Here is an 11790-nt window from a genome sequence, read left to right as displayed (position 1 = left end):
CGTCACTTCCCCGCCGCGATGATCCGCTCCGTCAGCTCCCGCAGGCCCGGCAGGGCCGCGAGGGTGGCCTTGCGACGGGCCGTCAGGTCGGTGGCGGTGTTGATGCCGAGGTCGGCGACGGCGGCGGTGAGGTGCGGGGTCAGGCGTTCGTGGGCGTCCGGGGCGTCGACGGCCAGGACGGCGTGGCAGCGGACGAAGGTGGCCACCGTCCAGAACATCGCCTCCCGGTGGTCGCCCCGGGCGACCAGGTGGTGGGCGGCGTCCACGACGATCGGGCGGGCCTGCGGGGAGAGCTCGGCGGCGAACGGGGTGGGCGTGCGGGCGGCCGCCACGGTCTCGTCGAAGGTGACGGCCAGGTTGTCGAGGTGGTGGCGGACCTGACCCTGGGTCAGCTCCTCGGCGCCTAGCAGCCGCAGCAGCTCCGGGTAGCGCTCGGAGAGGCCGTGCTCGGCGAGGGCCTCGCGGGCGCGCAGGTAGCGCAGCCGCAGCGCCGGGTCCCGCAGGGCGGCGACCAGCACCAGGTGGGCGGTGGCGGCCGTGGGGAACAGCCAGCCGGCCACCTGCCGGTACCAGGCCTGGCCGGAGTCGTGGTGGCCGAGCCCGGTGGTGATCTCCTCGTGGACGCTCAGGCAGCGGGCCCGGACCAGGTCCGGCTCGGCGAACCGCGCCGCGACCTCCCGCTGGAGCCGGCCCAGCGCCCCGCCCGGGTCGTCCACCACCACGCCGTGCCGGAGCCCGGGCGCCAGGTGGTGGTCCGTCAGCACCCGTTCGGCGGAGCCGAGCCGCTCCCCGGGCAGGTGCGTCACCTCCAGCGGCACCCCCTGGTGCTCGGCCCGCTCGTGCCGGGGGACCTCCCCCTCCGCCGCGGTGACGAGCACGACGTCCAGGCCCGAGCCCTGGGGTAGCTCGGCCCCGGCGGGCAGTGCGGTGGTCGAACCGGTCAGGTACGCCCCGAGGTAGCCGGGGCGGGCGCGTCCCTCGGTGGTGATCCAGTGGCGGGCGGCGGCACGTGCGCTGTCGAGTCTCACGGGCGCCATTCTGGCCGGACGCCCGGCTCGCGGCGCCCTGCCGCAGCCGTACGGCGTGGCGGGCCCCGGCGCTCTCCGGGCGGCGGGGAGGATCTGGGCATGTGCCACTACCGCGGGTGCCGCGAGATCCCGCTGCTCAAGGAGTTCACCGCCGAGCACGAGTCGGTGACCGACCTCGCCGGGAAGGCCGTCCGCCTGCTGGAGCAGGACGACCTCGACGGAGCCGGGCCGCTGGTGGTCCGGATGGCCGGGGAGCTGCGGGCGCACCGGGAGGGCGAGGAGGGCGGCCTCTTCCCGGCCGCCCTGACCGAGCTCACCGGCGACCGGTGGAACACCTCGACGGCCGCCTGGCGGACCGTCCACGCGACACCGTGATCCAGTAGCCGCCCCGCGCCCGCCGCGCAAGCGGATCGGCGAATTCCCTTCCCCTCCGGCATACTTCCCTGATTACGCTCCCGGGGGCGCACACCGGCGCTCTAGGGTGCGTGCCCATGGGACATGACCTGGTACGGGAGTCGGCGCGGGCGGGGCGGATCGTGCTCTGGGAGGAGTCGGCCCGGGACGGCGCGCAGGCCAAGACACTGATGTCGGCGGACTTCCGGGTGCGGCTGGCCCTGGAGCAGGGCCGGATGTTCGGCGCGGACGGGCCCCGCCACGTGGTGTTCGCGGCCGGGTTCCCGGCCGTCTGCGGCGAGGAGTACGAGGCGGTGCGCCGGGTCGCGGCGGAGGCCGAGGGCGCGGTGGGCGTCGCGGCGGTCTGCCGCGGGAGGGCGGCGGACGTGCGGCAGGCCGTCGCCTCGGTGCGGGGCAGTGCGCACGCGCGGGTCATGGTGGTGGTGCCGGCCTCCGAGGCGATGGCCCACGTGATGACCCGTCAGCCCGCCCGCGCCGCCCTGGAGTCGGCCGTCCCGCTGGTCAAGGCGGCCCGCGACGCGGACCCGTCCGTCGCCGTCGACCTCTGCTTCGCGGACGCCTCCCGGGCCGACCACGGCCTGATGGCGGCGTTCGCCGGCGAGGCGACGGCGGCCGGAGCGGCCGTGGTGCTGCTGGCCGACACCGTCGGGCGTCAACTCCCGGCCGAGGCCTCGGCGATGTTCACCCAGGTGGCGGCCGGAGCGGGCGAGGACGTGGTGCTCGCCACCCACGCGCACAACGACCTCGGCCTCGGCCTGGCCAACACCGTGGAGGCGCTGCGCACCGGCGTCCGGGTGGTCACCGCCTCCTGGCTCGGCCTCGCCGAACGCAGCGGCCTGCCCGCGACCGAGCAGCTCCTCCTCCTGCTCGCCCACGACCCGGCCCGCGCGGCCGCCCTGCTGGGCACCGACGCCCCCGCCTGGTGGACCACCCCCGACCTCACCGCCCTCCCGCGCCTGGCCGCGGCGGTCGCCGACCACACCGGCCACCCGCTCACCGTCACCATGCCGGTGGTCGGCACCGGCGTCGGCACCATCTCCACCGGCACGCCGTTCGTCGATCCGCAGCTCTTCCAGCCGTACGACCACGAGCGGGTGCTCGGCACCGCCCCGCACGTCGTCCTCACCCACCTCGCCAACGCCCGCGTCGTCCAGGCGGTCGCGGCCCGCCTCGGCCACCACCTCGACGAGGGCCGGGCCCGGACGGCGACGGCCTGGGCCAAGGCCAGGGTGTACCGTACCGGCCGCGCTGTGGTGGAGGACGAGGCCTTCGCCGCCTACCTCGACGGCCTCCAGGAGGCGACGAAGTGACCACCCCTCAGCCCGCCGCAGCCTCTCCTACCGCTGCGCCCGCCCGGAACGTCGAGACCGTCCGCGCCGCGCTCCACCGGGGCGCAGCCGTGGTCCTGCCCAACCCGTCCCCCCTCACCCACGTGGTGGCCGGCACCGACCCGCTCGCCGTCAACGCCGCCAAGGGCCGCCCCGCCGACCAGGCCGTCGCACTCTGGGCCCACCACCCACGGACCCTCACCGCCCTGGACGGCCCGCTCGGCCTCACCGCCGGCATCCGCCGCCTGCTCACCGAGGAACGCGTCACCCTCCTCCTCCCCCTGCGGGCCGACGCCCCGTCCTGGCTGGCCCCGGCCACCAGGGACGGCTGGACCATGCTCTTCGGCGCCCGCTGGGAACCGGTCCTCCCCCTGCTCGACGACCACCCCGTCCTCTACGTCAGCAGCGCCAACCGCACCGGCCACCCACCGGCCGCCACCACCGCCGAGGCCCTGGCGATGTTCCCGCCCGAAGTCCCCGTCCTCGACTCCCCCTCCCCCTCCTCCTCCCCCGAAGGGCCTCGCGCGGCCACCACCACCCTGCGCCTCCACTCCGAGGCCCGCCTGGACCTGCACCGCCGCGGCGCCCAGGACCGCCCCTTCGCCTCCCCCGACGCCTACCTCTCCCACGTCCGCGCCACGTACCTGGACGACCCGGCGGAGTGGCCGGGGCCGCCGAGCCGTCCAGGATCCCTTCAGGACCCGGTCAGAACGCGGGCTGGTCGTTGATCTCCACAATCTTCCGGTCCGTCAGGCGCACGGTGTACCAGACGTCCTGGTCCGCCGCGTCACCCCACACCTCGGTCAGCCGCACCGAGGCGAAGCCCCACCGCTCGTCCTCCTGGTGCACCCGCCAGTTCCCCGGCACGTTCTGCGCCCGGAACACCGGATCCGCGTCGTACTGCGCCGCCCACGCGTCCAGCCGGAAGTTCAGGTGCGGCGACAGGTACTCCTTCCGCACCTCCCCCGGATCCTCCCCGCTCTCCCCCAGCGCCGCCGCCCGGTACTCCTCGAAGAACGTCAACACCCGCTGCGCCGCCGGAGTCCCGGCCCGCACCTCCCTGCTCACCCCCGCCCCCACCGACGGCGCCGCCACCGCCTGCACGGGCGCCACCGCCAAGCACCCACCCATGACCAGAGCAGCCGCCACCACACGTCGCATCGCACTCGAACGATTCATGCCCGAAGTCCACCACCCCCACCCTCCCGTGCCCAGCACCGAAAAGAGTGAATCTCCAGTCCTACGAACCGACTTCACCCCTCCCGGCACCCTCACCCTGGTCACCACCGTCGTCGCCCAGGAACCGCTCCCGGATCAGCCGGGCCTCGTCCGGCCGGCCCGTCGCGTCCGTGAAGTCCGCCATTCGGTGCGTGTACACCTTGCGCTCCGGACCACCCTCGTCGAGGTCGAGGTCGTCCAGCAGGTCAGCCAGCGGACCGACCACCCGGGGGCCCCTGACCGGGCCGTCCTCGGTACCGAACCTCGGGCCGACCAGGTGCTCGTACAGCTTGTCCACCGGTTCGCCGTTGGCCACCGCCGAGAGCTGGGCGAGCGGGCCGATCAGGTCGACCGCCTCCAGGATCCGGTCCTCGTGCCGGGCCAGCCACCAGCCCACCGCACTGCCGGGTGTCCTCAGCACGTCCTCACCGAGGTAGGCCCGCTTGCTCTGCTCGAAGCGCCGCTCGTGCTCCCAGACCTCTTCCGTCTTGCGCACCGACGACAGCTTGCCGAGCCGGCTCCGGTCGTCCTCCGGCAGTCGGAGTTCGACCCGGCCGCCCATCGCCTCCACCAACTGGTTGGAGTCCCGCACCTGGGTGCCGAGCAGGCCGTTGAGCGCGTGCGCCACCAGGTCGACCCGCTCGGGCAGTTCACGCTCGGTCAGCACCCGCGCCCGGTTCAGCACCGTCTCGATGGCCAGACCGGCCGGGTCGGCGTGGATCAGCCCGGAGCTGTTCGGGATCGGACGCCACCAGACCAGCGCGGAGAAGCGGAAGTCGTAGTCGGGCACGCAGCTCGGCAGGGCCACGTCGTCCACCCGGGTCTCCTCCCAAGGCGGACCGTCCGACACCGGCACCAAAGGCTTCGGCGCCGAGCGTGCGGAGGCGAGGAGGACGGCGAGCAACAGGGCCACACCGGTCGGCACCGCCCACATCCACACCGGCCATCTGGCCACCGCCCCGGCGAGCACGGTCAACAGCCCCGCCGCCAGCGTCATGGCCACGTACAGCTTCTTCTCGGTGGCCGTCACCGGCCCCTCCCCTCAGTCGTCCCGGCCGCGGCCGGGCCCAGTGGTCCGATGCCCTGCGCCAGATCGATCTCACTGCGGAACCGTGCCGCGACCTCCGCCCGGCTCAGCACCGCCTCCTCCGCTCCTGGTTCGCTCGCCCACGCGTGCGCCAACAGGTAGTACCGGCTGAGCACACCGGGACCGCCCTCGGTGGCCTCGATCAGGATCCGCATCAGCCGAACGCCCCGCTCCCGGTCCGCCCTGGCGGCCTCGAGCCAGGCCACGACTCCCGGCACCCAGATCTTCGGCGGCACCGTAGCGAGCGCCCCGCGCCAACCCCGGACGAGGTCCTGACGGCCTGCCAGGGACGGTGGCCGCGCCACCAGCTCCAGGAAGATCTCCGCGTCCCGTGCCAGGGGCTGCCACCGCTCCATCCCTTCGCAGACCCGGGTGAGGAGCCGCCGGTACAGCCGTCGGTCCCTCCCGGCCAGCTCCAGCAGGTGGTCCCGGGCGTACGCCGCGAGCTCGTCCGAGTCCCGTCGGGCGAGATGGTGCAGACGCACCAGAGCCTGGTCGGGATGGTCCGGACCGATCACGTCGACGCAGATGTGCGCCAGGGCCCGGACCAGGTTCGGCTCCAACTTCTGCTCCAGCGACCAGTCGTAGACCTTCCTGCGGAAGGCCGGGCCCGTTTCCTCGTCCCGGAGTCCCTGCTCCAGGACCGCCATCGCCTCGGGCAGCAGCCGTCGTTCCTCGGCCCACGACTCGACCAGTCCGGTCAACTCCTGAACGTCGTCGACCTTCAGCGCCTGCTCCGTGAACCGGCTCACCAGATCGCGCCTGGCGGCCTGCTCCAGCCCCGGGCCCTTTCTGACCGCCTCGTCGAACCACTTCCCGAACGTCGGGCGCAGGTCGGAGTAGTAGAGCCAGAAATGGGCTCGCACGGCCGGCCCGTACGCCAGCTTGTCGAACTGAATGCGATCCTGATCCACCCTCAGCCCCAGGTCTCGCAGGCGTCGGAACAGGTCGACCCGGTCCAGGCGCGGCAGCGCGTCGTCCGGATGGCCGACACCGGTCAGCAGACGGTCCGAGAGGTGGAACACCGAATCGGCCCTGGCCCCGTCCAGCATCGCGGCGGTGAACAGCAGCGCCTTCTGCCGCCCGTCGGCGAGCGCGGCGACCCGCCGGGCCACCTCGGGGGCGCGCTTCCTCAGTGCATCCGCCGCGTCGGCGGCCCAGTTGGGCAGCGATCCCCCTCGGGCACCGGCCGCGACCATCAGCCCGGCCAGGCGTTGCAGCTCCCTCATGGGCGAGCGCTCCAGGAACTCCGTCAGAACGGGGAGGCGCACACCGGCCGCCGACACCTCGACTCCGGCGGCCCTGAGGTGCCGCGCCAGCACAGTCGCGCCGTCCGGCCGGCCGATGCCGGCGCGCAGCTGGCTGAACTCCGCCCCGAGAAGGTGTTCGTGCTCGGCCGGGAGGACCACCGCGAGCCGGCCGCCGGCCCGTTCGGCCTTCTCCCAGTACGCCCTGACCAGAACCTGTGCAGCCGTGAACTCCCCGTCGGCCATCGCGGTCAGGTCGATCAGGACGCGTTCACCGTCCGCCACCTCGGGAGGCCGGTCCTCCGGCTTCTCGTCCAGGGCCACCTCCCGGAACGGCGCGTGGGTCTCGCCCTGGTGGTGCAACAGCATGACCGCGGCGGTGCGACGTCCGACCCCCGGAAGACCGGCGATGGCAACGGCCGTACCGGGTTTCTCCAGCCGCTCCGCCGCCTCGCCGTACCCAGGGGGGCTGACGAAACGCCGGCTCAGCCACACCCGGCTGTCGTTCGCCATGCGCAGCGGATCGTCTCCACTACGACGGATCTGTTCGTCGGTCGACAGGTAGTAGTTGTTCTGCGGTCCGTTGCCCGTATGGGTCGGTCCCACGGTGTGGCCGATCCGCGTCCCGCCCCGGCCGCCCCGGCCATCGCTCACCGCCGGCGGCCGTCACGGTCGCGCCGACCGCCGAACTCGTTGTGCACGTCGCCGCGTTCGAGGTAGCTGCCACCGTCGCCGTGGAACTCGACGCCACCGTTGCGGATGGTGGTGTGCTGCGGCCCGTCCCCCGTGTGCACCGGGCCGCTGGCGTTGTTGATGAACGTCCCCACGTCACCGCCGACGTTGCCGATGCCGCCGCTCTGCTCGTGCCGGTACTCCCCCGCCCGCACCACACTTCCGCTCCGGGCCTCTCCGCCGCCGGCCGATCCGGTCGCCGCCTTGACCTGCCGCTCCGCCTCGGCGAGTTCGGGCACCGCCTCGGCCAGGTCGTCGCCGATCCGCCTGAGGTTGTACTCCGCGTCGCGGTCGTCGTACCGGCGGTACTGGCAGTCCGCGAGCCAGGCCAGCGCCTCGGGCAGCTCCTTCCGCTTGAGCACTCCGACACCGCCGACGAGGATCGGCACCACCCGTGCCCCGGTCTCGTACGCCTCGATGATCTCCCGTCGGGTCCAGTCCTTCGGATCGTCGAGGGCACGACCTCCGTTCCCGTCCGGCGCGGCGAGCCACTTCGAACCGATCACGGCCAGCAGCACGCTGCTGCGCCGGACGGCGGTCAGCAGCTCCTGCGGGAACGGCCGCCCCACCCCGATCGACTTGCTCGCGCGGAAGACCCGGTCCTCGCCGAAGCGCCGCGCGAGGTCGCGTTCGATCGTGGTCGCGGTGGAACCCTGGTCGCTGGTGCGGTAGTTGACGAAGATTTCGGGCATGGCGGAACACCTCTCCGAGCTGGCTGGAAAACGGTTGGTGGGACGGCGGGCGGACGCGCTCCGCCGCGTTTACGGGTGCAGCACCGCGGCGAGCAGCGGCTGGATCTCCTGCACCGGACGACTCGTGCGGAATCGGTACAGCTCACGGGCAAGCCGCCCGACGTCCGCACGGATGGTGGCCGACCCCAACTCGGCCACGTGGGGAAGGAGTTCGGAGGCGATCTCGCAAGCACGCTCGGGCTCGCCGCGCGCGGCGTGCGCCAGTGCGCACCGCAACCCGTAGCGGGCCCGGCTGCGGACGGCGTGCACCGGGATCCTCCGGAGCTCGCCGTCGAGCACTTCCGCCGCCCGGTCGGCCAGTCCGAGGTCATAGAGACACCAGCCGGTCACCATCGCGGCGGGATCGGCGAGATTGCCGGTCCCGAGGACCGGTGCGCCTCCGTCGTCCTCGGCCCGGGCCTTCGCCAGCCACTCCCTCGCCCGGTCCAGGCTGCGCATGCAGGAGCTCTCGTCCCCCGCGAGGGCGTGCCCTTGTGCCTCACGCTGAGCGGCGAGGCCACGGATCCGCGGCGGGAGGCCACCGGACTGGGCCGGCCCGACGAGCTGAACCGTCCGTGCCGCATCGCCCGCGTAGAAGGTGACCAACGCCCGCCGGACCAGGGCGTACGAGGCGAGATGACGGTCGCCACCGGCCTCCGCGAGTTCGACCGCCTGAGCGGTCCACCACAGCGCCGTGGAATCCTCTCCGGCCTCCTGGGCGATCCAGCCCGCGTACTCCGCGTACCTGGCCGCGAGGACGAGCATCCGGTCGCGGTTCGCCCCTCCGGCCCGGGCCGCCAGCTCGGTCAGGGTGCGCGCCTGGGCGTCGAGCAGCGGCAGGAGCGTGCCGGAGGCAACGGTCTGGCCGAGGCGCCGCATCTGCCCGAACTGCGACTGGAAGATCTCCAGGGGCCCGAGGCCCTCCGCCGCCGGCGCACTCAGGGCGGCCGGCTGCCGGGGGTCGACCAGACCGCCGCCCAGGAGCGAGGACGCCCCGACGGCGAGCAGCTGCCGCCGCCCGAGCCCGGGCAACCGGCCTGCACCACCCTCCTCGCCCGGGTGCGGTGAGCGCCTCGCACCCACTGCCCCCTTCGTGGCACGACGGGGATCGACCGCCACCAGGCTCTCCAACGCGCCGCCGGCACTCAGCTGCGCGTCGCACCGGCGGGCCAGTCCGGGTGGGGGCGGGTTGTGGCCACGCTCGATCTTGCTGAGATAGCCCTTGCTGTAACTGAGCAGTTCGGCCAGCCGGGTGAGGGTCAACCCCGCAGCGATCCGCCGTTTGCGGAGTTCCGGGCCGAAGGCGCCGGGCTGTGCTGTGGAGCCGTCCATGCCACTCCGTTCCGAATTCCCGTGGTCCGCAACCCCCACCGGGGACGCGTGCCGGAAGCGGTTCTCCTCGCCCCCGTCGGAATCTTGGCATGCGATCCACTGGTCAAAGCACGGATCCGACCAGTTTCCTGTTTCCTATTTCCCTTCGAACGGCTTTGCCAACAAAGAGAGTTGGTGACTTCTCCAACGCGCTCCGCACCCGCTCCCAGCTGGGCGTTCGCGCCCCGGTGCGCCACTCCTGACGGTGCGGCAGATCCCGCGCCGCACGCTGGAGCCGACCGCTCGCGGGAGGACACCGCCCGGTTCGCCGTTGAACCGGAGGGTCGGCGGGAAGGGTCAGAACCGAAGGGTCGCCGACACTGAGAGGCATGTGATGGACACCAGCACCTGGGTCACGGTCGGCGCGAGTACGGCGGCGGTGTTCGGTGCGCTCGCCGGGGCTCTGCTCTCGGCCTGGGTTCAATCCCGGGCCGCCCGCGCCACCGAGGCGGCGGCCGACGCGAGGGCCCACCGCACCGAAGTCCTGTCCACTGTCACCGAGTTGGTGGCGGCACTCGCCGACCACCGCCGGGCGCAGACGGTCCGCGCGAGGGAGCGGAGCCGAGGCCTCGGCCCGACGGGCGGGGCCGAGGACACCGACGAGCACTACTCGACTGCCGTTCACCGGACCAGGAGCGCGGTCACCGGCCCGAGCACCACACTGCGGATCATCTGCCCGGAACTGGCCGTCGCGGCCGACTACGCGGTCGGGTCGACCTTCGCCATCCGGGACGCCCGGAGCCTCGCCGACGTCGAGCGGATTCGCCTCAGTTCGAAGCTGGCCTGCGACGCACTGATCACGGAAGCCGCTGCGGCAGTGCGGGCTTGACGGCCTCGACGGCTGCCACCAGGGGAGCGAGTTCGGGGTTGCGGGCCGCCTCTTCGAGGACCTCGCGGAGGGCGCGTTCGTTGGTGGGGCGGGCCTCCGTGAGGAGCTTGAGGCCGTCCTCGCTGACGTTGGTGTAGATGCCGCGGCGGTCGGTGGGGCAGAGGTAGCGGGCGAGCAGGCCGCGGTCCTCCAGGCGGGTGACCAGGCGGGTGGTGGCGCTCTGGCTGAGCACGACCGCGTCGGCGACCTGCTTCATCTGGAGGTGCCCGCCCTCCCCGTCGTGCTGGCGGCTGAGCACGTCGAGCAGGGAGTACTCGCGCACGCTCAGCTCGTGCTCGGCCTGGAGGGCGCGTTCGACGTGCGCCTCGATCCGGCCGTAGAGCACGTAGAGGGCACCCCACCCGTTGGCGAGGGCGGTCAGCGCCGGGTCCGTGGCGGTCATCGGCCGGTCTCCTTCCGTGAGCGACAGCCTCCAGGATAAGCCGACACCGCCGATACCGGCCCAGGCGCGTATCAAGCATTTGCCGATAGCCCGCGCCTGCAACTATTGTCGAAGCACGTAAGACCGGCGCACAAGCAATCGTACGGAGGGCTCTCATGCCTCTCGCGCTCCTCGCCCTGGCCATCGGGGCCTTCGGCATCGGAACCACCGAATTCGTGATCATGGGCCTGCTGCCCCAGATCGCCGCCGACTACGGCGTCACCATCCCCAGCGCCGGCCTGCTGGTCACCGGCTACGCGCTCGGCGTCGTGCTCGGCGCCCCGCTGATGACCGTGCTCGGCACCCGGATCAGCCGCAAGACCATGCTCATGCTGCTGATGGGCCTCTTCGTGGTGGGCAACCTGCTCTCCGCCGCCGCCCCCACCTTCCCGCTGATGCTGGCCGGACGGATCGTCACCTCGCTCGCCCACGGCGCCTTCTTCGGCATCGGCTCGGTGGTCGCCGCCGAACTGGTCGCCCCCGAGAAGAAGGCCGGGGCCATCGCCACCATGTTCACCGGCCTGACCGTGGCCAACATCGTCGGCGTCCCGCTCGGCACCTTCGTCGGCCAGGCCGTCGGCTGGCGGGCCACCTTCGCCGGGGTCGCCGTGCTCGGTGCGGCCGGACTGCTCGGCATCGCCCGCCTGGTGCCCGCCACGCCCCGCCCCGAGGGCGCCCACCTGCGCCGCGAACTGACCGCCTTCCGCAACCCGCAGGTGCTGCTGGCGATGGCGATGACCGTGCTCGGCTTCGGCGGCGTCTTCGCCGCCATCACCTACATCGCCCCCATGATGACCAACGTGGCCGGCTACTCCGAGGGCGCCGTCACCTGGCTGCTGGTCCTGTTCGGCGTCGGCATGTTCCTCGGGAACCTGATCGGCGGCCGCTACGCCGACCGCAGGCTGATGCCGATGCTGTACGCCTCCCTCGGCGGCCTGGCCGTGGTGCTCGCCCTGTTCACCCTCACCGCGCACAGCAAGGTGCTGGCCGCGGTCACCGTTCTGCTGGTCGGCGCGCTCGGCTTCGCCACCGTCCCGCCGCTCCAGAAGCGCGTCCTGGACCAGGCACACGGCGCCCCCACCCTGGCCTCGGCGGTCAACATCGGCGCCTTCAACCTCGGCAACGCCCTCGCCGCCTGGCTCGGCGGCATGGTGATCTCGGCCGGCCTCGGCTACACCGCCCCCAACTGGGTCGGCGCCGTGCTCGCCGCCGCCGCGCTGGTCCTGGCCCTCTGGTCGGCCGCCCTGGAGCGCCGCACCTCGACGACCCCCCTCGCTGCCCCCGTACCCGTACCCGTACCCGCCCACCACTGACCGTCCGTCAG

The 11790-nt window shown here is 73.1% G+C and carries 12 protein-coding genes; 5 read left to right on the top strand and 7 right to left on the bottom strand.

All coding sequences use genetic code 11. The features are described from left to right. Nucleotides 1-2: 2 nt before the first annotated feature. Nucleotides 3-1028: a hypothetical protein gene (locus ACZ6ZR_RS09285; protein WP_465641005.1), complete on the bottom strand. Its 1026-nt coding sequence runs from the start codon at nucleotides 1026-1028 to the stop codon at nucleotides 3-5. Between the two features lie 99 nt (nucleotides 1029-1127). On the opposite strand from ACZ6ZR_RS09285, the gene ACZ6ZR_RS09280 reads away from it, so the two are divergent. The 3 genes from ACZ6ZR_RS09280 (at nucleotide 1128) to ACZ6ZR_RS09270 (ending at nucleotide 3498) form a co-directional block, all read left to right on the top strand. Then, nucleotides 1128-1403 carry a hypothetical protein gene (locus ACZ6ZR_RS09280; protein ID WP_465641003.1) on the top strand — a complete coding sequence of 92 codons (276 nt, stop codon included), beginning with the start codon at nucleotides 1128-1130 and terminating at the stop codon, nucleotides 1401-1403. Nucleotides 1404-1519: 116 nt separating this feature from the next. Next, nucleotides 1520-2752: a 2-isopropylmalate synthase gene (locus tag ACZ6ZR_RS09275; protein ID WP_465641001.1), complete on the top strand. Its 1233-nt coding sequence runs from the start codon at nucleotides 1520-1522 to the stop codon at nucleotides 2750-2752. Then, the gene (locus tag ACZ6ZR_RS09270; RefSeq protein WP_465640999.1) at nucleotides 2749-3498 is read left to right on the top strand and encodes a hypothetical protein; all 750 of its coding nucleotides are present in this window, start codon (nucleotides 2749-2751) and stop codon (nucleotides 3496-3498) included. Before ACZ6ZR_RS09275 ends, ACZ6ZR_RS09270 begins: the two co-directional genes overlap by 4 nt. Here the strand turns inward: ACZ6ZR_RS09270 and ACZ6ZR_RS09265 are convergent. The 5 genes from ACZ6ZR_RS09265 to ACZ6ZR_RS09245 all read right to left on the bottom strand — a co-directional run bounded on the left by ACZ6ZR_RS09265 (nucleotide 3476) and on the right by ACZ6ZR_RS09245 (nucleotide 9117). Continuing rightward, entirely contained in the window at nucleotides 3476-3838 is a 363-nt protein-coding gene (locus ACZ6ZR_RS09265) for a hypothetical protein (RefSeq protein WP_465640997.1), read from the bottom strand. The two genes, ACZ6ZR_RS09270 and ACZ6ZR_RS09265, sit on opposite strands and share 23 nt — an antisense overlap. Nucleotides 3839-4010: 172 nt before the next feature. Beyond that, nucleotides 4011-5018 carry a hypothetical protein gene (locus tag ACZ6ZR_RS09260; protein WP_465640995.1) on the bottom strand — a complete coding sequence of 336 codons (1008 nt, stop codon included), beginning with the start codon at nucleotides 5016-5018 and terminating at the stop codon, nucleotides 4011-4013. Then, a complete protein-coding gene (locus ACZ6ZR_RS09255; protein WP_465640993.1) occupies nucleotides 5015-6928 on the bottom strand; it encodes a hypothetical protein in 1914 nt (637 codons plus the stop codon). Before ACZ6ZR_RS09255 ends, ACZ6ZR_RS09260 begins: the two co-directional genes overlap by 4 nt. A 44-nt stretch (nucleotides 6929-6972) precedes the next feature. After that, nucleotides 6973-7746 carry a toll/interleukin-1 receptor domain-containing protein gene (locus ACZ6ZR_RS09250; protein ID WP_465640991.1) on the bottom strand — a complete coding sequence of 258 codons (774 nt, stop codon included), beginning with the start codon at nucleotides 7744-7746 and terminating at the stop codon, nucleotides 6973-6975. Between the two features lie 69 nt (nucleotides 7747-7815). After that, entirely contained in the window at nucleotides 7816-9117 is a 1302-nt protein-coding gene (locus ACZ6ZR_RS09245; RefSeq protein WP_465640989.1) for a helix-turn-helix domain-containing protein, read from the bottom strand. A 373-nt stretch (nucleotides 9118-9490) separates the two neighbouring features. Between ACZ6ZR_RS09245 and ACZ6ZR_RS09240 the strand changes: the two genes are divergently transcribed. Further along, nucleotides 9491-9985 carry a hypothetical protein gene (locus ACZ6ZR_RS09240; protein ID WP_465640987.1) on the top strand — a complete coding sequence of 165 codons (495 nt, stop codon included), beginning with the start codon at nucleotides 9491-9493 and terminating at the stop codon, nucleotides 9983-9985. Here the strand turns inward: ACZ6ZR_RS09240 and ACZ6ZR_RS09235 are convergent. Further along, nucleotides 9954-10427 (bottom strand): MarR family winged helix-turn-helix transcriptional regulator, encoded by a 474-nt coding sequence (locus ACZ6ZR_RS09235; RefSeq protein ID WP_465640985.1) that lies wholly within the window; start codon nucleotides 10425-10427, stop codon nucleotides 9954-9956. The two genes, ACZ6ZR_RS09240 and ACZ6ZR_RS09235, sit on opposite strands and share 32 nt — an antisense overlap. A 155-nt stretch (nucleotides 10428-10582) precedes the next feature. Between ACZ6ZR_RS09235 and ACZ6ZR_RS09230 the strand changes: the two genes are divergently transcribed. Further along, nucleotides 10583-11779, top strand: coding sequence for an MFS transporter (locus tag ACZ6ZR_RS09230; protein ID WP_465640983.1), 1197 nt, complete (start codon nucleotides 10583-10585; stop codon nucleotides 11777-11779). The last annotated feature ends 11 nt before the right edge of the window (nucleotides 11780-11790 follow it).

This window comes from Kitasatospora sp. NPDC088742, from assembly GCF_055584905.1.
This window is presented reverse-complemented; position numbering and strand designations above follow the sequence as displayed.